The sequence below is a fragment of the Sphingobium sp. PNB genome, assembly GCF_019873065.1.
GTDB classification, from domain to species: Bacteria; Pseudomonadota; Alphaproteobacteria; order Sphingomonadales; family Sphingomonadaceae; genus Sphingobium; species Sphingobium fuliginis.
Map to the genome: position 1 here is coordinate 21,621 of NZ_JAINEZ010000038.1, position 23,777 is coordinate 45,397.

The 23,777-nt window shown below is 63.9% G+C and carries 22 protein-coding genes; 17 read left to right on the plus strand and 5 right to left on the minus strand.

What is annotated here, in order from left to right; genetic code table 11:
* Window positions 1–2: 2 nt before the first annotated feature.
* Genes nuoL through K7W03_RS14120 form a run of 7 tightly spaced genes read left to right on the plus strand, consistent with a single transcriptional unit; the run spans window position 3 to window position 8,502 of the window.
* Window positions 3–2,102 carry an NADH-quinone oxidoreductase subunit L gene (gene nuoL, locus K7W03_RS14090; RefSeq protein WP_222886577.1) on the plus strand — a complete coding sequence of 700 codons (2,100 nt, stop codon included), beginning with the start codon at window positions 3–5 and terminating at the stop codon, window positions 2,100–2,102.
* Entirely contained in the window at window positions 2,102–3,658 is a 1,557-nt protein-coding gene (locus K7W03_RS14095; RefSeq protein ID WP_061935335.1) for an NADH-quinone oxidoreductase subunit M, read from the plus strand. Before nuoL ends, K7W03_RS14095 begins: the two co-directional genes overlap by 1 nt.
* Window positions 3,658–5,094: an NADH-quinone oxidoreductase subunit NuoN gene (gene nuoN / locus K7W03_RS14100; RefSeq protein WP_025549532.1), complete on the plus strand. Its 1,437-nt coding sequence runs from the start codon at window positions 3,658–3,660 to the stop codon at window positions 5,092–5,094. The genes K7W03_RS14095 and nuoN overlap by 1 nt, the downstream gene beginning before the upstream one ends.
* Window positions 5,091–5,798 (plus strand): biotin--[acetyl-CoA-carboxylase] ligase, encoded by a 708-nt coding sequence (locus K7W03_RS14105; protein WP_226870160.1) that lies wholly within the window; start codon window positions 5,091–5,093, stop codon window positions 5,796–5,798. The genes nuoN and K7W03_RS14105 overlap by 4 nt, the downstream gene beginning before the upstream one ends.
* A 15-nt stretch (window positions 5,799–5,813) precedes the next feature.
* Window positions 5,814–6,596 (plus strand): type III pantothenate kinase, encoded by a 783-nt coding sequence (locus tag K7W03_RS14110; protein ID WP_044662537.1) that lies wholly within the window; start codon window positions 5,814–5,816, stop codon window positions 6,594–6,596.
* Window positions 6,593–8,230, plus strand: coding sequence for a ribonuclease J (locus K7W03_RS14115; RefSeq protein WP_222886579.1), 1,638 nt, complete (start codon window positions 6,593–6,595; stop codon window positions 8,228–8,230). The genes K7W03_RS14110 and K7W03_RS14115 overlap by 4 nt, the downstream gene beginning before the upstream one ends.
* Before the next feature lie 11 nt (window positions 8,231–8,241).
* Window positions 8,242–8,502 (plus strand): DUF1467 family protein, encoded by a 261-nt coding sequence (locus K7W03_RS14120; protein WP_044662535.1) that lies wholly within the window; start codon window positions 8,242–8,244, stop codon window positions 8,500–8,502.
* Between the two features lie 259 nt (window positions 8,503–8,761).
* On the opposite strand, the gene K7W03_RS14125 is transcribed toward K7W03_RS14120, so the two are convergent.
* On the minus strand, window positions 8,762–9,442 hold the full coding sequence (locus tag K7W03_RS14125) for a GNAT family N-acetyltransferase (protein WP_222886580.1): 681 nt from the start codon (window positions 9,440–9,442) through the stop codon (window positions 8,762–8,764).
* A gap of 215 nt (window positions 9,443–9,657) precedes the next feature.
* Here K7W03_RS14125 and K7W03_RS14130 point away from each other — a divergent pair, with 215 nt between their 5' ends.
* The gene (locus K7W03_RS14130) at window positions 9,658–11,601 is read left to right on the plus strand and encodes a putative bifunctional diguanylate cyclase/phosphodiesterase (RefSeq protein WP_222886581.1); all 1,944 of its coding nucleotides are present in this window, start codon (window positions 9,658–9,660) and stop codon (window positions 11,599–11,601) included.
* A 2-nt stretch (window positions 11,602–11,603) separates the two neighbouring features.
* Here K7W03_RS14130 and K7W03_RS14135 read toward each other — a convergent pair whose 3' ends face one another.
* The gene (locus K7W03_RS14135) at window positions 11,604–12,560 is read right to left on the minus strand and encodes a crotonase/enoyl-CoA hydratase family protein (protein WP_413469336.1); all 957 of its coding nucleotides are present in this window, start codon (window positions 12,558–12,560) and stop codon (window positions 11,604–11,606) included.
* Between the two features lie 238 nt (window positions 12,561–12,798).
* Here K7W03_RS14135 and K7W03_RS14140 point away from each other — a divergent pair, with 238 nt between their 5' ends.
* Both K7W03_RS14140 and tgt read left to right on the plus strand, forming a co-directional pair.
* Entirely contained in the window at window positions 12,799–12,978 is a 180-nt protein-coding gene (locus K7W03_RS14140) for a hypothetical protein (RefSeq protein ID WP_025549524.1), read from the plus strand.
* Window positions 12,979–13,031: 53 nt separating this feature from the next.
* Entirely contained in the window at window positions 13,032–14,162 is a 1,131-nt protein-coding gene (gene tgt / locus K7W03_RS14145) for a tRNA guanosine(34) transglycosylase Tgt (RefSeq protein ID WP_222886583.1), read from the plus strand.
* Between the two features lie 21 nt (window positions 14,163–14,183).
* Here tgt and K7W03_RS14150 read toward each other — a convergent pair whose 3' ends face one another.
* The 3 genes from K7W03_RS14150 to K7W03_RS14160 form a co-directional block, all read right to left on the minus strand.
* On the minus strand, window positions 14,184–15,692 hold the full coding sequence (locus K7W03_RS14150; protein ID WP_025549522.1) for a sensor histidine kinase: 1,509 nt from the start codon (window positions 15,690–15,692) through the stop codon (window positions 14,184–14,186).
* A 230-nt stretch (window positions 15,693–15,922) separates the two neighbouring features.
* The gene (locus K7W03_RS27855) at window positions 15,923–16,177 is read right to left on the minus strand and encodes a NepR family anti-sigma factor (protein WP_044662533.1); all 255 of its coding nucleotides are present in this window, start codon (window positions 16,175–16,177) and stop codon (window positions 15,923–15,925) included.
* Between the two features lie 36 nt (window positions 16,178–16,213).
* Window positions 16,214–16,435 carry a hypothetical protein gene (locus K7W03_RS14160; protein ID WP_128830766.1) on the minus strand — a complete coding sequence of 74 codons (222 nt, stop codon included), beginning with the start codon at window positions 16,433–16,435 and terminating at the stop codon, window positions 16,214–16,216.
* Window positions 16,436–16,530: 95 nt separating this feature from the next.
* Here K7W03_RS14160 and K7W03_RS14165 point away from each other — a divergent pair, with 95 nt between their 5' ends.
* The 7 genes from K7W03_RS14165 to prsR all read left to right on the plus strand — a co-directional run bounded on the left by K7W03_RS14165 (window position 16,531) and on the right by prsR (window position 23,604).
* Window positions 16,531–17,325 (plus strand): response regulator, encoded by a 795-nt coding sequence (locus K7W03_RS14165; protein ID WP_025549521.1) that lies wholly within the window; start codon window positions 16,531–16,533, stop codon window positions 17,323–17,325.
* A 92-nt stretch (window positions 17,326–17,417) separates the two neighbouring features.
* A complete protein-coding gene (locus tag K7W03_RS28100; protein ID WP_025549520.1) occupies window positions 17,418–17,552 on the plus strand; it encodes a hypothetical protein in 135 nt (44 codons plus the stop codon).
* A gap of 116 nt (window positions 17,553–17,668) precedes the next feature.
* Window positions 17,669–18,325: a sigma-70 family RNA polymerase sigma factor gene (locus tag K7W03_RS14170; RefSeq protein WP_025549519.1), complete on the plus strand. Its 657-nt coding sequence runs from the start codon at window positions 17,669–17,671 to the stop codon at window positions 18,323–18,325.
* A 48-nt stretch (window positions 18,326–18,373) separates the two neighbouring features.
* Window positions 18,374–18,625, plus strand: coding sequence for a hypothetical protein (locus K7W03_RS14175; RefSeq protein ID WP_025549518.1), 252 nt, complete (start codon window positions 18,374–18,376; stop codon window positions 18,623–18,625).
* 160 nt (window positions 18,626–18,785) lie between these two features.
* Window positions 18,786–20,174 (plus strand): TIGR03013 family XrtA/PEP-CTERM system glycosyltransferase, encoded by a 1,389-nt coding sequence (locus K7W03_RS14180; protein WP_044662531.1) that lies wholly within the window; start codon window positions 18,786–18,788, stop codon window positions 20,172–20,174.
* Window positions 20,171–22,240 (plus strand): XrtA/PEP-CTERM system histidine kinase PrsK, encoded by a 2,070-nt coding sequence (gene prsK / locus K7W03_RS14185; protein ID WP_222886584.1) that lies wholly within the window; start codon window positions 20,171–20,173, stop codon window positions 22,238–22,240. Before K7W03_RS14180 ends, prsK begins: the two co-directional genes overlap by 4 nt.
* Window positions 22,240–23,604, plus strand: coding sequence for a PEP-CTERM-box response regulator transcription factor (prsR, locus tag K7W03_RS14190; protein WP_048575863.1), 1,365 nt, complete (start codon window positions 22,240–22,242; stop codon window positions 23,602–23,604). Before prsK ends, prsR begins: the two co-directional genes overlap by 1 nt.
* Window positions 23,605–23,777: the final 173 nt, after the last annotated feature.

Here is a 23,777-nt window from a genome sequence, read left to right on the forward strand (position 1 = left end):
CGATGATCCAGCTTATCGTCCTTCTCCCGTTGCTGGCTGCTGCCATCGCCGGTCTTGGCAACAAGGCCCTTGGCAAGCTGCCCGCGAAGATCGTCACCACCGGCGCGCTGTTCGCATCCTGTGCGATGAGCTGGCCGATCTTCATCAGCTTCCTGACCGGCCATGCCGAACCCTATGTGGTCCCGGCCTTCACCTGGATCCAGTCGGGCAGTTTCGATGCGCAATGGGCGCTGCGCGTCGACACCATGACGGCGGTCATGCTGGTGGTCATCACCAGCGTGTCCAGCCTCGTCCATCTCTATAGCTGGGGCTATATGGAGGAGGAGCCGGACCAGCCGCGCTTCTTCGCCTATCTGTCGCTCTTCACCTTCGCGATGCTGATGCTCGTGACGGCGAACAACCTGCTGCAGATGTTCTTCGGCTGGGAAGGCGTGGGGCTCGCCTCCTATCTGCTGATCGGCTTCTGGTTCCGGAAGCCGAGCGCAAACGCCGCCGCGATCAAGGCCTTCGTCGTCAATCGTGTCGGCGACCTTGGTTTCATGATGGGCATTTTCGGCACCTATCTGGTGTTCAACACCATCTCCATCCCCGAAATCCTGGCGGCCGCGCCTTCAATGGCCGGTTCGACCATCGGCTTTCTCGGCCATCGTTTCGACACCATGACCGTGCTCTGCCTGCTGCTGTTCATCGGCGCGATGGGCAAGTCGGCGCAGCTTGGCCTCCACACCTGGCTGCCGGACGCGATGGAGGGCCCGACTCCGGTGTCGGCGCTGATCCACGCGGCGACCATGGTGACCGCCGGTGTGTTCATGGTGTGCCGCCTGTCCCCGATGTTCGAAACCTCGCCGACGGCGCTTGGCTTCGTGACCTTCATCGGCGCGGCCACCTGCCTTTTCGCGGCGACCGTGGGCACGGTGCAGAACGACATCAAGCGCGTCATCGCCTATTCGACCTGTTCGCAGCTCGGCTACATGTTCTTCGCGGCGGGCGTCGGCGCTTATGGCGCGGCGATGTTCCACCTCTTCACCCACGCCTTCTTCAAGGCGCTGCTGTTCCTGGGCGCGGGTTCGGTCATCCACGCGATGCACCATGAACAGGACATGCGCTACTATGGCGCGCTGCGGAAGGAGATTCCGATCACCTTCTGGACGATGACGCTGGGCACGCTGGCGATCACCGGCGTCGGCATTCCGCTGGTCGGCTATGGCTTTGCAGGCTTCTATTCGAAGGACGGCATTCTCGAAGCGGCCTATGCGTCTGGCGGTGCGGGCGTCGGCGCCTATCTGGTCGGCGTATTTGCGGCGCTGCTCACCAGCTTCTACAGCTGGCGCCTCGTGTTCCTGACCTTCTTCGGCAAGCCCCGCTGGGCCGCATCGGAGCATATCCAGCATGCCGTCCACGACGCACATGGCCATGGTCATGACGAACATGCCACCCACGGTCATGGCGTGGAGGACGACAACGCACCGGCGCAGGAGCATGCGGGTCACGATCCGCACGGGCATGAAGCCGATGCCCATGCCCTGCCGACCGGCACCGGCGGCTATCATCCGCATGAAAGCGGCTGGGTGATGCTGATCCCGCTGGTGGTGCTGAGCCTGGGTGCGGTGTTTGCCGGCTTCCTCTTCCATGACCAGTTCATCGGCCCGGAAGGCGGCATCGAGTTCTGGAAGGGCGCGCTGGCGTTCGACAGCCATCTGATGCACGCCGCGCATGAAGTGCCGACCTGGGTCAAGTTCGGACCGTTCACGGTGATGCTGACCGGCTTGGTCATAGCCTGGCTGGCCTATATCAAGCACACCGACTGGCCGCAGCGCTTCGTCGCCACCTTCGGCGTGCTGTACCAGTTCCTGCTCAACAAATGGTATTTCGACGAGCTGTATCATTTCATCTTCGTCAAGCCTGCCTTCGCCATCGGCCGCTTCTTCTGGAAGTTCGGTGACGTGGGCTTGATCGACCGCTTCGGGCCTAACGGTCTGGCTGCGCTGGTCGTGCAGGGCAACAAAGTCACCCGTCGGCTTCAGTCCGGCTACCTCTACACTTACGCGCTGGTGATGCTGATCGGCCTCGCCGCGGCTGCAACCTGGGCGATGACACGATAATGAGCGGCTTCCCCATCCTTTCCCTGATGATGGCAGTGCCGATGGCGGGGGCCATCGCCTGTCTGTTCGCAGGCGCCAATCAGGCCCGCTGGATCGCGTTGGTCGCAACGCTGGTCGATCTCGTGCTGGGCGTCATCCTCTGGATGAATTTCGACCAGTCGGGGACCGCTGCCCAATGGCAGTTCCAGGAATATGCGCCGATCTTCGGCCGTTTCGCCTGGGCGCTCGGGATCGACGGCATCGCGCTGCTGCTGATCGCGCTCACCGTATTCCTGATGCCGATCTGCATCGGCGCGAGCTGGATCGCGATCGAGAAGCGCGTGCCGGAATATATGGCGGCCTTCCTGTTCATGGAGGTGCTGATGATCGGCGTCTTCACGGCGCAGGATCTCTATCTCTTCTACATCATGTTCGAAGCCGGCCTGATCCCGATGTACCTGATCATCGGCATCTGGGGCGGCGCGGATCGCATCTACGCTTCGTATAAATTCTTCCTCTACACGCTGCTCGGCTCGGTGCTGATGCTGATCGCGATGATGTGGATGGTGCATGAAGCGGGCACGACCGACATCCCGACGCTGATGGCCTATCATTTCGATCCGCATATCCAGACATGGCTGTGGCTCGCCTTCTTCGCCAGCTTTGCCGTCAAGATGCCGATGTGGCCGGTCCACACCTGGCTTCCCGACGCGCACGTTCAGGCGCCGACCGCCGGTTCGGTCATCCTGGCGGGCGTGTTGCTGAAGATGGGCGGTTACGGCTTCATCCGCTTCTCGCTGCCGATGTTCCCGGAGGCTTCCGCGCAACTGGCGCCGCTGGTCTGGGGCCTGTCGATGGTCGCGGTGGTCTATACCAGCCTCGTCGCGCTGGTTCAGTCGGACATGAAGAAGCTGATCGCCTATTCATCAGTGGCGCACATGGCCATCGTCACCGTCGGCCTGTTCGCCTTCAACCAGGCGGGCATCGAAGGCGCGATGATGGTGATGCTGGGCCATGGCCTGGTGTCGGGCGCTCTCTTCCTCTGCGTCGGCGTCATTTATGATCGGCTCCATACCCGCGAGATCAGCCGTTATGGCGGCCTCAGCATCAACATGCCGAAATATGCGGTGCTGTTCCTGCTGTTCACCATGGCGTCGGTCGGCCTGCCGGGCACCAGCAACTTCGTCGGTGAATTCCTGTCGCTGATGGGCATCTACCAGGCGTCGAGCTGGGTGGCGCTGGTCTGCACCACCGGCATCATCCTGGGTGCGGCCTATATGCTCTATCTCTACCGCCGGATCGCCTATGGCGAGCAGAAGAATGCCGATGCGGCCGCGATGCCGGACCTGTCCGCGCGCGAAATCTGGCTGCTGGCGCCGATCGCGGCGGCGGTGCTGTGGATGGGCGTCTATCCGGAGAGCTTCCTGGCGCCCATGCGTTCCGATATCCGCGCGCTCGAAGCGCGCGTCGCCTCCGCCAGGCCGGCGGGCGATTCCCAGATCAAGATGGGGGCGGCCGTTCCGGCTGCCGAGGCTGCCCATCATGAAGAAGCCCCTGCGCACGGGGAGGCGCACTGATGATTGATTCCGCTTCCCTTCTGGCGGTCCTGCCGGAACTGATCCTGACGGCCGGCGGCCTGATCCTGATGCTGATCGCAGCTTATGGCGGCGATGCGACGGCGCGGCTGGTGAACTGGCTGTCGGTGCTGACGCTGGCTATCGCAGGCCTGGCGCTGTCCACTTCGCTGGCGCATGGGCCCGATGCCTTTGACGGGCTGGTGCGCGCCGATGCCTTCTCCGTCTTCGCCAAGGCGCTGATTTATGGCGCGGCGGCGGCGGCCATCCTGCTTGCGCCGCGCTATTTCCTGGTGGGTGGCGCGCTGCGGGCCGAATATCCGGTGCTGATCCTCTTCTCCTCGATCGGCATGGGCATGATGGTGTCGGCGGGCGACCTGCTGACGCTCTATGTCGGCCTCGAAATGCAGAGCCTTGCCGCCTATGTGCTGGCGAGCTTCATGCGGCAGGACGAGCGGTCGTCCGAAGCGGGCCTTAAATATTTCGTCCTGGGTTCGCTGGCGAGCGGCATCCTGCTCTATGGTTCGGCGCTTCTCTACGGCTTTACCGGCGGCACCAGCTTCGACGGCATCGCGGTCGCGCTGAGCGACGGTGTGTCGAAGGGCGAGCTTTTCGGCCTGGTGTTCGTGCTTGCCGGCCTCGCCTTCAAGATCAGCGCCGTGCCGTTCCACATGTGGACGCCGGACGTCTATGAAGGAGCGCCCACCCCGGTCACGACTTTCTTCGCCAGCGCGCCCAAGGTGGCGGCCATCGGCCTTACCGTCCGCGTCGCGATAGAGGCGCTGGGGCCGGCGGGCCTCGACTGGCAGCAGGTCGTGATCTTCGTTGCGCTCGCCTCGATCCTCTTCGGTGCGGTGGCGGCCATCGGCCAGACCAACATCAAGCGGCTGATGGCCTATTCGTCGATCAACAATGTCGGCTTCGCGTTGATCGGCCTTGCCACCGGCACGCCCGCGGGCGCGGCGGCGACGATGAGCTACATGGCGATCTATGTCGTCATGACCATCGGCGGTTTCGCCTGCATCCTGCAGATGCGCGATGCGGAGGGGCGTCCGGTCGAGACCATCGCCAGCCTTGCGGGCCTCTCGCGCTCGCGCCAGGGTCTGGCGGCGGCGCTGGCGATCTTCATGTTCTCCATGGCCGGCATTCCGCCGCTCTTCGGCTTCTGGGCGAAGTTCCTGGTGTTCGACGCGGCCGTCGCGGCGGGCCTGACGGCGCTGGCGGCCTTCGGTATCGCCATGTCGGTGATCGGCGCCTTCTATTATCTGAAGATCATCAAGACGATGTATTTCGACGAGCCGGCGGCGCCCTATGAAGCGCGCGGCGGTGCGGTTGAGAATATCATCCTGACGGCCTGCGCCGTGGTGATCGTCTTCGGCTATTTCCTCAATCCCGTCCTCGACAAGGCGAGCGCGGCGGCCGCGGCGTCGCTGTTCTGACCGAGCTTCGCTTCGTCGAGGAGACTGGCTCCACCAATGCCGACATGCTGGCGTTGGTGGAGCAAGGCGTTTCTGAAGGCTGCTGGTTGCGCGCGGGGCGGCAGACCGGCGGACGCGGGCGCATGGGGCGCAGCTGGGAAAGTCCCGACGGCAATCTCTATTGTTCGACGCTGATCCGGTTGCGGGGGGGCGATCCGTTGCCGCATACGCTGGCGCTGGTCGCGGGCAACGCCGTGCATGCGCTGGTGGCGCCGCTTTGCAAGGGGCGGGCGCGGATCAAATGGCCCAATGACGTGCTGGTGGACGGCGCGAAGATCGCCGGCATCCTGCTGGAGCGGGCCGGCGATGCCATTGTTGCGGGGATCGGCGTCAATGTGACCGGGCATCCGACCGGGCTCGACCGGCCGGTGACGAGCCTCTTCTCGCAGGGCGCGCCAGAGGCCGACGCGGCTGCTCTGCAGGTGCGGCTTGCGGAATTGTTCGCCCATTGGCTGGCGATCTGGCGTGCGCAGGGGCTGGAGCCGGTGCGGACGCATTGGCTGCTCAACGCCCATCCTGCCGGCACGCCGATGCGCGTGGTGCAGCCCGATGGCGAGACGGTGGAAGGCACATTCGACACGCTCGACCGCCATGGGATGCTGATCCTGCGCTTGGCGAATGGCGAGAGCCGTGCCATTCATGCCGGCGACATCCTTCTCATCTGACATCGGGGATCGGCCATGCTTCTCGCGATCGACGCGGGTAACACCAATGTGGTTTTTGCGCTGCTCGAAGGGCGGGAGATTCGCGCCCGCTGGCGGATCGCGACCGATCCGCGGCGCACCGCCGACGAATATGCGGTATGGCTGAACCAGCTCCTGATGCTGGAGGGCTATAAGATTGCCGATGTGGAGGCGGTCATCATCGCGACCGTCGTGCCGCGCGCCCTGCACAATCTTCAGGTGCTGGCCGATAAATATTTCAGGACGACCGCGCTCATCGCCGGTCAGGCGCCGGTGGAGTGGGGCATCGAACTCGACGTGGCCGAACCGGCCTCGGTCGGGGCGGACCGGGTTGTAAACGCCATCGGCGCGCACCATCTCTACCGCGAGGATTTGATCGTCATCGATTTCGGCACGGCGACGACCTTCGACGTCATCGACTATCACGGCGCTTACAAGGGCGGCATCATCGCGCCGGGCATCAACCTGTCGCTGGATGCGCTGGTCGCGGCGGCGGCGAAGCTGCCCAAGATCGCGATCGCGCCGCCGGAGAACCGGTCGGTTATCGGCCGCACCACCGAAGCGCAGATGCATATCGGCGTCTTCTGGGGTTATGTGGCGATGATGGAGGGGCTGGTCGCCCGCATACGTGCGGAAATCGGCCGTCCCGCCAAGGTGATTGCAACGGGGGGCCTGGCGGTCCTCTTCGACGACAATAGCGATATTTTCGATGCGATCGCGCCCGATCTCACGATCCAGGGCCTCGCATTGCTGTATGAACGGAGTTTGAAAACAGAATGATACCCGGAAATGAGCTGATCTTCCTGGCCCTTGGCGGCTCGGGGGAGATCGGCATGAATGTCAATCTCTACGGTTCCCAGGGCAAATGGGTGATGGTCGACTTGGGCCTGACCTTTGCCGATCCCGCCTATCCCGGCGTGGAGCTGGTGCTGCCGGACCTGAGCTTCATCGAGGATCGCAAGGACGATCTGCTGGGCATCGTGCTGACCCACGGACATGAGGACCATATCGGCGCCATTCCCTATCTCGCGGCCGATCTGGGCGTGCCGCTCTATGCGACGCCCTTCACTGCGGGGCTGATCCGGCTGAAGCTGGAGGAAGAGGGGCTGACCCAGGATGTCGAGCTCAACGTGATCGACAATGAGGGCAGCTTCGCCCTGGGGCCCTTCGGCTTCCGCTATGTGCCGCTGGCGCATTCGATTCCCGAAGGCAATGCGGTGCTGATCGACACGCCCTATGGCAAAATCTTCCATACCGGCGACTGGAAGCTGGACGAAACGCCGCTGCTGGGCCAGCCCTCCACGCCCGAGGAACTGGCGGCCATTGGCGACGAGGGGGTGCTGGCGCTGGTGTGCGACAGCACCAACGTCTTCAATCCCGAAGCCAGCGGCTCCGAAGGCGATGTGCGCGTGGGGCTTATGCAGACCATCGAGGGCGCTAAAGGGCGCGTGCTGGTCACGACCTTCGCGTCCAATGCCGCGCGGTTGCAGACCCTGGGGGAGGTTGCCAATGCCATGGGGCGCAAGCTCTGCGTGGCGGGGCGGTCGCTCGACCGGATCATCTCGACGGCGCGGACGGCAGGTTATCTCAGGGATTTCCCGCCGACCGTCGATTGGGACGATGCGATGGCCTTGCCGCATAATGAGGTGATGATCATCGCCACTGGCGGGCAGGGGGAGGCGCGGGCCGCCCTGTCGCGCATCGCCTTCGACAGCCACCCCATCAAGTTGGACGAGGGCGATCTGGTCGTCTTCTCCTCGAAGCAGATTCCGGGCAATGAGATCGCCATCGGCCGCATCCAGAACGCGCTGGCGGCCAAGGGCGTGCTGATGGTGACGGATCGTCAGGCGGAGGTGCATGTTTCCGGCCATCCGGGTCGTCCCGAACTGGAAGCCATGTATCGCTGGGTACGGCCGCAAATCCTGCTGCCGGTCCATGGCGAGCGGCGGCATATGGCCGAGCAGGCGCGGCTGGGTCTGGCGAGCGGCGTTCCCTATGCGGTGGTGCAGTCCAATGGCGATGTGCTGCGGCTGGCGCCCAACGGGCCGGAGGTCATCGGCAACGAAACGACGGGACGGCTGGTGTTGGATGGCGACGTCATCCTGCCCGCTGACGGAGCGACGATGAACGAGCGGCGCAAGGTTGCGCTGCATGGCCAGATCAGCGTCGCGGTGGCGCTGGATGGCAAGGGCAGGGTGATCGGTTCCCCCGCCTTGCGCACCCAGGGCGTGCCGGTGGAAGAGGACAAGGCCGCCTTTCTGGAGGAGGCGGCCGAGGAGGCTGCGGGCGCTGTCGCCAAGGGATCGCAGGAGGAAGAGGCGCTGCGTGAACGGGTCAGGCTGGCGGTACGGCGCACGGCCACCCGCTGGACGGGCAAGAAGCCGGTGGTGGACGTGCTGCTCATTCGCGCCTAAGCCCTTTGCGCATGAACTGGTATGCGATCTTTGCCATTTACGTGCTGTTCTGGGTGATCAGCGCCTTCATAGTGCTGCCCTTCGGCATTCGCACGCCCGATGAAACGGGGGAGGCGTTGCGGCCGGGGCAGGCGGACAGCGCGCCCAGCAATTTTCGTCCGGGCGTCGTTGCCCTTCGGGCGACGGTCCTGTCGGCGGTTCTGTTCGGCCTCTATTATGCCAATTATGTGGAAGGCTGGATCACGCTGGAGCGGTTGACGCATATCGGCTGAGTGTCTGGCCGGAACCGACGGGCAACGCTGTTGCGTAAGCTTGAGTAGGGGCTTCACGACAGAGTTTTGATGTTCGCCCCAGGCCGCATCATGCTCCTGCGAAGGCACTCGAACGAGGCGCGCGACTCGCTCCGACGCAGCGTACTTCAATATGTGAGCACCGGAGGCGCAGAAAGCCGCCATTTGCAGCCCGCCATGGGCTGAATCCCCGCATATTCTGGGCGGGCGAGCCCTCGGGCAGGCTCCGCAGCGAGATGGCTCAGATCCGGGCGACCACCATCATGTGCATCCGCGCCCTTATCCGAAAGCCGAGCGTTTCGTAGAGCGCCACCGTCGCCTCATGTGCGGCATAGGCATGCAGGAACGGCATTTCTCCGCGTTCCAGCATGGCCCTGGCAACGATCTGCATCAGGCCCTTCGCATAGCCCCGCCCGCGATGGTCAGGATGAGTGCAGACACCGCTGACCTCGGCAAAGCCCGGCATGCGCATCCGCTCTCCCGCCATGGCGATCAGCCTGCCCCGCTCCTTGATGCCGATGAAGCGACCGAGCCGATGGGTCAGCGGCAGGAAGGGGCCAGGCTTCGTCATCAATGCAAGAGCACGCATTTCCGTCGCATCATCATCTGTCAGCACGACGGGTTCCAAGGACGGCGCATCGCCCGGAATCTCCTCCGCCATCATCTGCGCAAGCATCGCTTCGCGGACCAGGCGCGTGCCGGCCGGCGGCGTTTGCGCATCGGGTTCGACGATCCACAGCTCCCCCTGTTCGGGCACAAGCGCAGCCAGCGCCGATCGAGCCGCCGGACTGCCGTCCGCCGCAGCGGCAAAGGGCCCATAGCGAGGATCGATCCGCAGCGCGAGCGCATCCCCTTCGGCCAAGGGCTTCCAGCCGCTGTTGAGGGCGTTCCAGACCGGGCGATGCAGAGGATGATATGACACGATGACGCTATTTTCCGGCTACGACCGGGGAAAGCAAGCCCCTCTTGCCCTGCCTTGCCAGCATAGGTCGCGATGGCCGGTCGATTCCGTAACAATCCGCTAATTCCCAGTTCTTTTGGACGGCGCGATTTACCAAATGGAAATCATGTTTCGGCAATGGTGGCGATGACGTGTCACGCCCTGAACGAAACTTGCTCGCATCCCTGCGAGGGCGCATGACGCCGGACACCCAGCAAAGCGCTGAAGTGCAGGCGAATCTCGTCAAATCCCTTTATGCCTCTCCCGCCTCGCTGATGATCGGTGCGGTTGCCGGCGGCGCGCTGGGGCTGGTGATCGCATGGCATGCGCGGCTGCCCGCCATCACCGCGATTGCGGTCCTGATCTGTCTCGTCGGGCTCAGCCGGTCGATCTCGGCCGTTTATTTCGAGCGGCAGCTTGCCCATCAGAGCGGTGTAACCCAACCGATTTGGGGACTGGCTTATGAATTGGGCGCCTGGGCCTATGCCGCGCTCCTCGGAATATTGACCTTCGCGACTCTCCTGCTCTCGGAGGACGCGACGCTCCACGTATTGGCCGTTTGCCTGGTGGCGTCCTATTCCGGCGGTATTTCAGGTCGTAATGCTGGCCGCATTCACGTCGCGGTGGGACAGACATGTCTATCCCTGCTGCCTACCTCGCTGGGCCTCGTCCTCGCGGGTGGGCTGAGTTATACGGTTCTGGGAATTCTCTGCTTCCTGATGATCTTCGCCATGGCGGACATTACCAAGACGACGCATCGCATCGTTCTGGAGGCATTGCAGGGCAAATATGAAAAGTCGCAGCTCGCCACCAAGTTCGAGCGTTTGGCCCGCTTCGACAGCCTGACGGGTGTCGAAAACCGCATGGCGATGCAGATGCGGCTGCGCGAGATGTTCGATGGACGACGATCCGATCAGGATCCGATGGCGGTGTTCTGGATGGATCTGGACCGCTTCAAGGAAATCAACGACTCCCTGGGACATATGATCGGCGACCAGCTTCTATGCAGGGTCGCTGAAAGGCTGTCTCGCGCGCTGGATGGGCGCGGCCATGTCGCGCGATTCGGAGGAGATGAGTTCGTGCTGATCTGCCCCGGCGCCAGCCGGGCCGAAGCGGAGCGGATCGCGGACGATGTAATGGCCGAATTCACGCATGATTTCGACGTCGGCGGCTATAGTCTCGGCGTGACCGCGTCCATGGGGATCGCGGTTGCGCCGGGGGACGGACAGGACAGCGACGAACTGCTCCAGCATGCCGACATGGCGCTGTATCAGGCTAAGCATGCGGGCCGAAACCGCCATGCGCAATTCGCCTGGTCTATGAAGGAGCGGCAGAACCGCACCTACGATCTGGAAATGGGCCTGCGCGGCGCCATGGCGAATAATGAGTTGGTGCTGCACTACCAGCCGATCTTCGACACGAAAACCGGCAAGATCACGATTTGCGAGGCCCTGATGCGATGGGATCATCCGACGCTCGGCCGCATTTCCCCCGCGGAGTTCATCCCCATCGCGGAGAGCTGCTCGATGATCGAACCGATCACGGCCTGGGCGCTGGAGCAGGCCTGCCAGGATGCGATGGAATGGGATGAGAATGTCCGCGTCGCGGTCAATATCTCCCCGGTGTTGATCAAGAGCGACAGCCTGCCCCGCGCGGTCATCGCGGCGCTGATGCAATCGGGACTGAGGGCGCGTCGGCTGGAACTGGAGGTGACCGAGTCGATCTTCCTGGAGGATAGCGGCCGGACCAACCTGATCCTGTCCGATCTCCAGCGGATCGGCCTGCGGCTGGCGCTGGACGATTTCGGGACCGGCTATTCCTCGCTGGGTTATCTGCGCGACTATGCCTTCGACACGATCAAGGTCGACCAGAGCTTCATGCGTGGCGTCGAGGAGAATTCACGCCACAGGGCGATTGCCCAGTCGGTCGCCTATCTGGCCCACGCCCTGGATGTCGAAACCGTGGCGGAGGGGATTGAAACCGACGATCAACTGCGTTGCGCCCGCGAAATGGGCTTCACCAATGTGCAGGGTTTCGTGCTTAGCCGGCCAGTCCCCGCGGTGCAGGTGTTGGAGATGATGCGGCAGATGGATGACGATAGCGGCAGCGTCGCCATGCTCCAGGACCGGCGGCGCGCCTGATCCTATCTATGCAGACGGGTTTGGGCCGAGGCCAAGCGGCGCATCATCCGCACGTCCTTCAGATCGAGCTTGAGTGCAGTGGCCGCCCAATTCTCGACGATGTCCTTCAGTTCCTCATACTCCAGCGGATCGACGCGTCGACCTGCCTGGAACACCCCGACATGACCGGCATGATGGGGCAGGCTGGCCGCGATATAGTCCCGGACGGCCTGCTCACCATCGCCATCCTCCACCAGCGTGTGGATAATGCCCATGTCGTGCATCTCCTGCGCGGTATAGACCTTGCCGGACAGGATCATCCGTTCGGCCGCCAGCCGACCCAGCTTGCGCGCGAGGATGGAATAAGCCCCCATGCCGGGGAAAAGGCCGAACAGCATTTCGGGCAGACCGAAACGCGCACTGCGTTCGGCAATCACGACATCGAAGCAAAGCAAGGCTTCGAAGCCGCCACCCAACGCATCGCCCTGTGCCAGCGCAATGGAAATCACGGGAAGGTCGCCATTGCGCCAGGTGCGATGAACCACGTCGATACAGGCATGGCCATAGTCGACAAGACCGGGCAGGTCGCCACGCTCGATGCAGCCGGCGAACAGTTCCAGATCGCCACCCAGGTTGAAAACGCCGGGAAAACGCGATCCGGCCACCATATATTTGACCGGCAGCTTGCCCGCATCGAACAGTCGCTTGGTCTCCACATACCAATAGCGGACGTCACGCAACATGGCGGGGCTGAAATTCGGTCGATTCGATGGCGTCATGAATGCCCAGAGCGTAGCGGCATCCGCCTCCCAGCTTATGTCGATCTGGCCGAGGTCGAACATGGTCGAGGTGCCGACGTCCGGCGTCGAGGCCATGCTTTCCGTAACGGCAGCCACGACATCCTCCTCCGCCGAAAGAGGGGCGGGAGTCAGATCGTCCATATGTTCACGGCCGGAATTAAATCGTCCGGAATCAACCATCTGAGCCCCCAAACTGCAACAGATGTTAAGCAGAACAGGGTTGCCGCGCTTATGCAATCGCGCCGAAAGCCATTGCCCCGGAATTAACCATTTTTAATAGCAACTGTTGCAGGGATGTCGCCTAAAAACCGGCCAATCGCAGAGTTTTGTTGTATTTATGCAACAAATAGCTTCTTTGAAAACTTGTCGCAAATCGGGCGCAGGCCTTTGTTAACCTTTATTAATTACGATCATCGTCATGAACACGCCCCGAACCGACAGGCAGCTTGTGACCCTGCTGCTGCACGACCTGCAAGGTGAGTCATGGCAGCTCAGCCTGGCTGCGGATTGTCTTTGTTTCATCGGCAATTACCGCCGGGTCGAAGGGTTCGATGTCGACGCGATCGTTGCGCTTGATGGGCTGCGCAAGAAGGGCTGAAGCGCGGCTTTGCGGCCTTGTCTGGCGCCTCTTTCGACCGTACAGCGCGCGCTGTGACAAATCCCCGCTTCTCCTTTTCGATCGCCGCGACCGACGGCAAGGCCCGCACGGGCGCCATCCAGATGCGCCGGGGCGAGATTCGCACGCCTGCCTTCATGCCGGTCGGCACCGCCGCCACGGTGAAGGCGATGCGTCCGGCCGAAGTGCGTGCAGCCGGCGCAGACATCATTCTTGGCAACACCTATCATCTGATGCTTCGTCCGGGGGCGGAGCGCGTCGCGCGACTGGGCGGCCTGCACGCCTTCATGGGCTGGGACAGGCCGATCCTGACCGATAGCGGCGGTTATCAGGTGATGAGCCTCAGCGCGCTGACAAAGATGAGCGAGGAGGGGGTCGCCTTTTCCAGCCATATCGACGGCTCCAGGCATATGCTGACGCCCGAGCGTTCGATGGAGATCCAGCGGTTGCTGGACAGCGACATCGTCATGGCTTTCGACGAGTGCACCAGGAACGGCTGCACCCATGACGAGGCGGCGAAGTCCATGGAGCGTTCCATGCGCTGGGCGAAACGCTCAAGAGACGGGTTCGATGCAGGGGCGGAACATGCGGAGCGGGCGGCGCTGTTCGGTATCCAGCAGGGATCGCTGGACGAGGGTCTGCGGCGGATTTCGGCGGAAAAGCTGATCGACATCGGCTTCGACGGCTATGCCGTCGGCGGGCTGGCCGTGGGCGAGGGGCAGGAGGCGATGTTCGCCACGCTCGATTTCGCGCCCGGCATGCTGCCGGCCGACAAGCCGCGCTACCTGATGGGAGTGGGCAAGCCGGACGACATTGTCGGCGCGGTGGAACGGGGGATCGACATGTTCGACTGCGTATTGCCCACCCGCAGCGGGCGCAACGGTCAGGCCTTCACCTGGGCCGGGCCGCTCAACATCCGCAATGCGCGCTTTGCGGAGGACAAGGGGCCGCTCGATCCGCGCTGCGGTTGCCTGGTCTGCACGACCTGGAGCCGCGCCTATCTGCACCATCTGGTCAAGGCCGGCGAGATGCTGGGCGCGATGCTGATGACGCAGCATAATATCCATTTCTACCAGGCGCTGATGCAGGGGATTCGGGACAGCATCGCCATCGGGCGCTTTCAAGGCTTCGCAGCGGATTTCCGGCGGGATTATCAGCGGGCCTGAGGGGGCAAGCTCCCCGAACGCCTACTCCAGCACCGTAATGACGATCGCATAGTCGCCCGTCTCCGGATCATGGTCCAGCGGTGCGCGCAACTGGCGTGACAGGCCGGTGAGCACCCGTCCGTAGCGCTCCTCCAGCCGGGCGGTCATGTCCGGCGATCCGCGCAGCGCCGGCGAGAGGATGTGGAGCACCGCCCGGTCGGTGCGGCCCGGTTCCAGTTGCACGGAGATCCGCATCGCCGTGCGCGGATTGGACAGCATGGCAAGTTCCACCAGCTCGGTCAGCAGGAAGGCGATGGGCACCGCGACGTCCTGGCTGATGTGCAGATTGTCGCTGTCGATCTGAATGCCGAAGCGGCGCGCCTCGGCCGGGGCGGTGCCGCGCAGGCTGGCCGACAGTTCGCTGATCAGCGACCGCACGCCGACGCCGCGATGTTCCTCCAGCTCGGCATAATGGTTGCGGTGGACGACCGACAGCGCATCGACCCGCCGCTGGATCGTCGCATAGGCCTCGACCGCCTCGGCGTCATGGGCGGATCGCGCGTGCAGGTTGATCAGGCTCGCAATGATCTGGAGATTGTTCTTGACCCGGTGATGGACCTCCCGCGTCAGCTTTCGCTGGGTTTCCAGGCCCTCCGCCATCTCCGCCTCATGGGTGGCGACATCTTCGCTGATTTCGCGGAAGGTGTCGCCCAGCGCCACGATCTCCTGCGCCGGGGTGCGGATACGGCGCATCGGTTCCAGCACCTGACCGGGTTCATAGGCCGCCACCGTGCGGCGCAGCAGCACCAGCGGCCGGATCAGAAGGCGGTTGACGACGAACCAGCCAATGGCTGCCGCGGCGAACCACATGACCAGCGGCAGGAACAGCGACAACATGCGCGCGATCGTGACCGGGGGATCGCGCACCGTCATGGTGAGGACGATGTCAGGCGGGTCGAGCCGGGCGGAAAGCGTGGTGCTATGCCCGCCCGAAAGGCCGGCAGGCCGGGTGATGAGCAGGCTGCGGCCGCCCTCATTCAAGGTGATCTGCCGGTTCTGCAACGTGCCCGCCGGGTTGGTCATCGCCTCCAGATAGCCGCGCGGATAATAAGCGATGGCGACCACCGCGCCGTTGGCGCTCCTCGCCCGGCTGATGAGATAGGGCGAATCCGTCAACAACTGCGCGGCGGCATCGCCGAAACGTTCCGACCGGGGAAGGCCCGGCGGTTCCGGCAGGGTGGAACCGCAAAGCCGCCGGCCCGAGCGGTCGTAGATATAGTAGCGGCCGCCGCCACGGTCGTGAGAGGTCAGGAAGGCCGAAAGGCGCGCGCACATCGCCGGATCGGGGCCGGATGTCGCAAAGGCATTGGCCGTCAGCATCAGCGCCGTTCGGTCGGACGCGAGATCGGCGGACAATTTGCGCGCACTTTGCGTCACCGCCACGCGCAGCAGCGCTTCCTTTTCCAGGTCGGTGGTGCGGATCGCCTGAAGCGAGGCGACCAGGGCGATCAGGCCCAGCGGCAGCAGGGCCAGCGTCAGGATGAGGAACATCTTGACGCCGGTGGAATGGGAAACCGCGTTCAATCTCTGAATGAAGGAAGCGGCCGGGGGAAGCATGCCTTCGGCCGGCGGCGGTGGGGATATTCTGTCCATTTACCTGACGCTGAACATCGAACGCCGATTCTTCGGGGAGAGCGTCGCTCGCCGGCCGGATTTTACCAGATGCGCCATGTCCCCTCCGCTTGTTTCCGGCTCCCCCCGGTCCGGCCGATCAGGGAGAGTCAGTCGAGCTTGCTGAGAAGGTCAAGCATTTCCGCGGGAATATCCTCGTCAACCGCGCGCTGATAGACGGATCGCAGGGCATTGGCGACCTGGCCGTCGTCCTTCGCGGCCGAGGTGCGTTTCTTGCGGGCGACACTGCCCTTCACGCCAGAATCCGGAGTGTTGGTGCCGACATCTTTCTTGTCCCCTCCCGTCACATCCCGTTCCGTCGTTGAAGCAACCAAAACACGCCCCTCTGCAGCCATCAATGTCATGCCAGCCTGCTCTTTTTGCGGCTTTCCCCTATGACGTCAATTCGGCGTCAGGGAAATCAAAACACAAAATTCCAAAGATTTTCGAAAAAACCGAACGGCAGTGAAACAAATCCGTTGGTCGTTGGTTCCCTTGGCGAAGCATTTTTTGCCCGCCGCACGAGGTCGGCGGCGAGAATGGAAGGCGACGCGGGCGGTCATGCCCGAAGCATTTCCATTCTGAAAGGGGGTAAGGGGGCTTGCCACATCGGCATCGTCCATCCATCCTCCCATTCCGGCGAATGTTTCGGCATTTTGGTTAAGGCGTGGCTTTAACATAGGACAAGGCGCCCGATGGGCTGGGAGAATTTTTACAGATGTCGCTTGGTCAGCAACTGCACCCCCACCTTCCTTTCCTGCGGCGCTACGCGCGTGCATTGACGGGCAGCCAGGCGCATGGCGATGCCTATGTGCGCGCCACGCTGGAGGCGATCGTGGCGGCGCCCGACGAATTTCCGTCGAATGTCGATCCGCGCCTTGGCCTCTACAAGACTTTCCATGCGATCTGGTCCTCGTCCCATCTGGAAGACGGGCCGGTGCTGACCGGCGCCGACGGGCAGGAGGCGATCGCGCAGGCACGACTCGCCCGCCTGACGCCGCTGCCGCGCCAGGCGCTGCTGCTGACGGCGCTGGAGGGATTCACCGTCGATGACGTCGGCTATCTGATCGGCCTGGACAGCGACGATGTGGAAGCGCTGGTCAAGGAAGCGCTGAGCGAGATCGAGGCGCAGACCCGCGCCAAGGTGCTGATCATCGAGGATGAGCCGATCATCGCGATGGATATAGAGACCATCGTTCGCGACCTGGGGCATGAAGTCACCGCCATCGCCGTCACGCGCGAGGATGCTGTGCGCGAAGCCATGGCGGAACGGCCCGGGCTGGTGCTGGCGGACATCCAGCTTGCCGACGATTCGAGCGGCATCGATGCGGTGAAGGACATCCTCGCCGAATTCTCCGTTCCGGTGATCTTCATCACCGCCTTCCCCGAACGCCTGCTGACGGGCGAACGGCCGGAGCCGACCTTCCTCATCACCAAGCCTTTCCAGCGTTCGACCGTCAAGGCCGCGATTTCTCAGGCGCTGTTCTTCGACGAAGCGACCGCGCCGGCCTGACGTCGCGCGCGGCTTTCTGAAATTAGGCTGGAAAGAAGGGGAACCCCGGTCCGCGACCCGCGTTATTGATGCGTAACGATCGGGAGCGACCCATGGTCGAACAGGAGCAGCATATTGCGACGGAAGAAGCCAGGGCGGGCTCGACGCCGCATATCGTGCGTTACGTGCTCGGCGTTTCACTGACACTCGCGATCATCGTGATGATTGTGATATTGTGGGGCCATTGAACGCGGTTGCGGCAATTGGTCCTTGAGAAGAAAAAGATTGGGATGCGGACGCACATATGGCTTTGACGACTTCCGTTCATGCAGCGAGGGCGACAGCCGGTGAAGGGGTTGTTACCATGAGCGACGGCGTGGGCCAGGATGTTGAGCGCGAAACGCTTTCAGACACCGATTTCAAGCGGGAACTGGCGGCGGTCATCCCCCATCTGCGCGCCTTTGGACGGTCCCTGTCCGGCAATCGCGATGTCGCGGACGATCTGGTGCAGGAAACGCTGTTGAAGGCCTGGGCCGCGCGCAGCCGCTTCCAGGCGGGCACCAACATGCGTGCCTGGACCTTCATCATCCTGCGCAATCATTATCTGTCGCAGATGCGCCGTTCCCGCTTCCGGGGCGATTGGGACGATCTGGCGGCCGACCGCCTGCTTGCCGCGCCCGCCGGGCAGGACAAGCATGTCGAACTGTCCGACATGCAGCGCGCCTTGCTGCAATTGCCGCAGCCCCAGCGAGAGGCGCTGATCCTGGTCGGCGCGGGCGGCTTCGCCTATGAGGAAGCCGCCGAAATCTGCGGCGTCGCCGTGGGCACCATCAAGAGCCGCGTCGCCCGCGGCCGCGCCGCGCTGGAGCAGATATTGGAAAATGGCGAACTGCCATCCCGCCGCAGCCAGGAAAGCAGCGACGCCGCGGTGCTGGACGAGATCATGGACGATGTCGACCGGTTGAGCCGGGGCCGGGAATCCCGGGAAACAGGTGAAGATACCGACTCCGACGTGGAGTGATCTGTGCTATACTCTCCGCCTCGGTATGCGAGGATCGGGAGAAGGAGAATGGACGAAGGTCGTAAGGACGAACCCTTCGAACCGGCTTCCTTGCCGGGCCGGTCGCGGGGAAGCCTGATCATATTCCTTCTGGTCGCCCTGGCGCTGGTGCTGGCGATCGGCTTTTTCTACATGACGAAGGAACGCGACGACCGCCGTGCCGACGCGCTTATGAAGGCAGCCGGTTCTGTCGACAGCGCCGCCCATGTGGTGGGCCACGCGGCGAAGAACGCCGCGGATGCGCTTCGCAACCAGAATTGATTGCCCCTGCCGGTTCGCTTCGCCGGCATGGCCGGTGGTCCGTTCAGAAAATCTTTGTGATTGTCGTGCATTGTCCCTGACAGTGTCGGATTTCCTTACAGCGCCTGTAAGCTGATCCGGCTGTCACCTGCCCGCCGGGCGCAGCGGGAACACGCAACGAATGATAAGATTGTTCAAACATTATGTGCCGCATGCGGTCCTGCTGCTCGGCCTTCTGGACTTCATGCTGCTGATGGCGGCGGCTGAAGGCGGGTGGATTCTGCGCGCCCGTCAGATCGGCATGGAGGTCGATCATGTTTCGACCCGCATCGCGCCGCTGCTCAGCTTCGGCCTGGCCATCCAGACAGCGATGATCGCGGTCGGCGTCTATGGGCCGGAGGCGCTGCAATCCATCCGCTACGCGCTGGCGCGGCTGCTGGTCGCCATATCGCTGGGCGTGCTGTTCCTGTCGGTCATGCATTTCCTGCTGCCGGACATCACGCTCTGGCGGTCCAATTCGCTTTACGCCATGGGGCTCGCCATTGCCCTGCTGCTGGCGATCCGCGTCCTTTTGGGATCGATGCTCGGCGGCGAAGCGTTCAAGCGGCGGCTGGTCGTGCTGGGCGCGGGCAATCGCGCCGACCGCATCCGGGAGATCGAACAGCGCAAGGGATCTGGCTTCCTCGTCGTCGGCTACATCGCGATGAATGACGGCGCGCAGGTGATCCCGGAGGCGATCAACCGCAGCGCCATCTACAATCTCGCCGATTTCGTCGTCCGCCTGGCCGCGAGCGAGGTGGTGCTGGCGCTGGAGGAACGGCGCAACGCCTTGCCGCTGAGCGACCTGCTGCGCATCAAGACCACCGGCGTCCATGTGAACGAAATCTCCACCTTCCTGGAGCGGGAAACCGGCCGCGTCGACCTGGACAGCGTCAATCCGAGCTGGCTGATCTTCTCCGACGGCTTTTCCGCCGGCCGCCGCCTGTCCAGCATCGCCAAGCGGCTGTTCGACGTCCTCGCCAGTTCGATCCTGCTGCTGCTGACCGGCCCCATCATCCTGCTGGCCGCCCTGCTGGTGAAGCTCGACAGCAAGGGGCCCGCCTTCTACCGCCAGCAGCGCGTCGGCCTTTACGGCGAGGAATTCTGGATCGTGAAGCTGCGCACCATGCGACAGGACGCGGAACTGTCCGGCCAGGCGGTCTGGGCGGAAAAGGACGATCCGCGCATCACCCGCCTTGGCTATTGGCTGCGCAAGCTGCGCATCGACGAACTGCCGCAGACATGGACGGTGCTGAAGGGCGAGATGAGCTTCGTCGGCCCGCGCCCCGAACGCCGCCAGTTCGTCGAGGATCTGGAACAGCATCTGCGCTATTATGCGGAGCGGCATATGGTGAAACCCGGCATCACCGGCTGGGCGCAGATCAACTATCCCTATGGCGCGTCGATAGAGGATGCCCGGAACAAGCTGGAATATGATCTTTATTACGCCAAGAACTACACGCCTTTCCTCGATCTGCTGATCCTCATCCAGACGCTGCGCGTCATCCTCTGGCCGGAGGGGGCGCGGTGAGCGGCCTGCTGCAATTCGTCGGGGACTGGGGCCATGCGCTGGCCGCCGTGCTGTTCGCGGCGCTCGGCATTTTCGTCCTGCGCCGCCGGGAAGAAGCCGCCGAACAGCGCCTGCTGGCCGCCGCGCTGCTGCTGACCGCCTGCTGGTCGCTTTATGTCTCCTTCGGCGGGGTGGGCAAACCGCTGACCGGCATCGGAGAAAATATCCGAAACGCGGCCTGGCTGCTGCTGCTGTTCGCGATGCTGCGGCGGAACGGCGCGGTGCGGGGAGAATCCCTGCTGGCGATCGGATCGGTCTATGCCGCCGTGGCGGGAATCATCTTGCTTCAGACCTTCACCGACCTCATCTGGCGGCAATTGCCGGAGCCTAGCGACCTGCACCGCGCGCTTCTTCACGCCTCGCTGGTGCTGCACCTGATGACCGCCATCGGCAGCCTGATGCTGGTCCATCATCTCTATATCAGTTGGCCGGTGCGGGAACGGGAGCGGGTGGCGCTGCTGCTGGGGGCGCTGGCGGCGATGTGGACATATGACCTCAATCTCTATGCCATCGCCACCTTCGCCATCGACCGGGCAAGCGATCTCTACGCGCTGCGCGGGCCGATGATGGCGCTGCTGGCCCCGGTGATCGCGGCGGGAATGCGCGCCGACATGGCCGGACGGCTGCAACTGTCCCGCACCCTGACATTCCAGTCGCTATCCCTCGCGGCCATTGCGCTCTACATCGTGGTGCTGGCGGCGGCGGCGGTGCTGGTGGAACTGGTCGCCGGGCCCTATGCCCGCGCGGTCGAGATCGGCTGCGTCTTCTTCCTGGCGGTAAGCGCGCTCGTGCTGCTGCCTTCCCGCCGGCTCCGCGCCTTCTGGAAGGTGCAGGTGGCCAAGCATTTCTTCCAGCACCGCTACGACTATCGCACCGAATGGATGCGCTTCGGCGACACCATAGGCCGCCCCGGTGACAATGCCCTGCCTTTGGGGGAGCGCGTGGCGAAGGCGGTGGCCGACATCACCGATTCTCCCGCCGCCCTGCTGATGCTGCGCGCGGACGACGGCGCGCTGGCGTTCGAAACGCACTGGAACTGGCAGGGGGACAGGCCCGACGGATCGGTCGTGCCCGCCCCGCTCGCCGCCCTCATCGAACAGAGCGGCTGGATCATCGACATCGACCGCCCGCCTTCCGGGGCCGGGGAAATCAGTGCGCCGGGCTGGATGAGCCTGGACCGCCGCGCTTGGGCGCTGGTGCCGCTGATCCATTTCGGCCGGCTGATCGGCGCGATCCTGCTTGCCCGCCCGCCGATCGACCGCCGGCTCGACTGGGAGGATTTCGACATGCTGCGCGCCGCCGGACGGCAGGCGGCCAGCTATCTGAGCGAGGCGCAGGGCCAGCAGGCGCTGGACGACGCCCAGCGCTTCGAGGAGTTCAACCGCCGCTTCGCCTTCATCATCCATGACGTCAAGAATCTGGTGAGCCAGCTTTCGCTGCTCGCCCGCAATGCGGAGCGGCACGCCGACAATCCGGATTTCCGCACCGACATGGTGCTGACGTTGAAGGAATCGGTGGGCAAGATGAACGACATGCTCGCGCGCCTGTCGCAGCATAACAAGGGCCGGGCGGAGGAACCCCGGCCTATGGCGCTGCGCGAAGTGGCGGAGCAGGTCGCGCGCACCCGCTCGCGCCAGCACGAAATAGGCGTGACCGGCGACGCGCCGCCCGTGCTGGCCGATCCCGCCAGGGTCGAGCAGATCGTCACCCACCTGCTCCAGAACGCCATCGACGCCAGCCGGCCGGACAGCCCCGTGGAATTGCGCTTGTCCGCCGAGGGTGGCTGCGCCCTGCTGGATGTCGTCGATCAGGGCCGGGGGATGACCGCGGAATTCATCCGCCGCGAATTGTTCAAGCCCTTCTCCTCCAGCAAGGCGGGGGGCTTTGGCATCGGCGCGTTCGAGGCGCGGGCGCTGGCCCAGGCGATGGGCGGCCGCATCGATGTGGAAAGCAAGCCCGGCGTGGGGAGCCGGTTCACGCTGCGCCTGCCTTTGGCGCAACAGGATCTTAGGGGGAAGGCCGCCTGATGAGCGACATGCGACCGAAACTGCTGATCGTCGAGGACGATCCGGGCCTGCAACGGCAATTGCGCTGGGCCTATGAGGAATATCAGCTCTTCATCGCGGGCGACCGGGAGGAAGCGATAGAGATGCTGCGCGAGCAGGCGCCCGATGTGGTGACGCTGGACCTGGGCCTGCCGCCCGATCCCGACGGCACCAGCGAAGGGTTCGCGACGCTGGCGGAAATGCTGCGGATCAAGCCGGACACGAAGGTCATCGTCGCGTCCGGCCATGGGGCGCGGGAAAGCGCGCTCCAGGCCATTTCCGGCGGCGCCTATGATTTCTACCAGAAGCCGGTCGACATCGATGAGTTGGGGCTGATCGTCCGCCGCGCCTTCCACGTCCATGCGCTGGAGCGGGAAAATGCCCGGCTGGCCGAAACCGCGCCGGAGGGTGGGCGCGTGCTGGGCCGGCTGATCACCGCCGCGCCGGAAATGATGAAGGTCGCCCGCACCATAGAACGGGTGGCGGCCGCGGACGTCTCCGTCCTGCTGCTGGGCGCAAGCGGCACCGGCAAGGAATTGCTGGCACAGGGCCTGCACGATGCCAGCCCGCGCCGGGACGGGGCCTTCGTCGCGATCAACTGCGCGGCGATTCCCGAAACATTGCTGGAGGCCGAACTGTTCGGCCATGAGAAGGGCGCCTTCACCGGGGCGATCAAGACCACGCCCGGCAAGATCGAGCAGGCGCAGGGCGGCACGCTCTTCCTGGACGAAGTGGGCGACATACCGCTGGCCTTGCAGGTGAAGCTGCTGCGCTTCCTGCAGGAGCGGGTGATCGAACGGATCGGCGGACGCCAGCCCATATCGGTTGACACGCGGATCGTCTGCGCCACGCATCAGGATCTGGAAGCCATGATCGCGGCAGGCACTTTCCGGGAGGACCTCTATTATCGCCTGGCGGAGATCGTCGTGCGCATTCCCGCTCTCCGGGAGCGGCCGGGCGATCCGGCGCTGCTGGCGCGGCATTTCCTCCACCGCTTCGCCAAGGAGATGAATCCGCAGGTCAAGGGGCTCGCGCCCGATGCGCTGGCGGCGCTCGACGCCTGGGGCTGGCCGGGCAATGTGCGAGAGCTGGAAAACCGCATGAAGCGCGCCGTCATCATGGCCGACGGCAAGCATGTGACCGCGGCCGATCTCGATCTGGACGGAGATCGCGCCGAAGGCGGTGATGTGGTGAACCTGAAGGCGGCGCGGGAAATGGCCGACCGCCGCGCGATCCGCCGGGCGATTGCGCGGACGGACGGGAATATCTCCGGCGCGGCGAAGATGCTGGGGATCAGCCGGCCGACGCTCTACGATCTGCTGAAGCAATATCGGATGCAGAATTGAAGGCCCCGATTGTACCAAAGCGCGCCGCGTCCATTGGAGTGCGGGGAAATGGCCAATTCAGGACCTTCCCCTCCCGTAAACGGGAGGGGTTAGGGGTGGGCGCGAGCGTAGCGAGCCTCTGACTTAGCCGTTGCAAAACAGCGCAGATGCCGCGCCAGCCCACCCCCTAACCC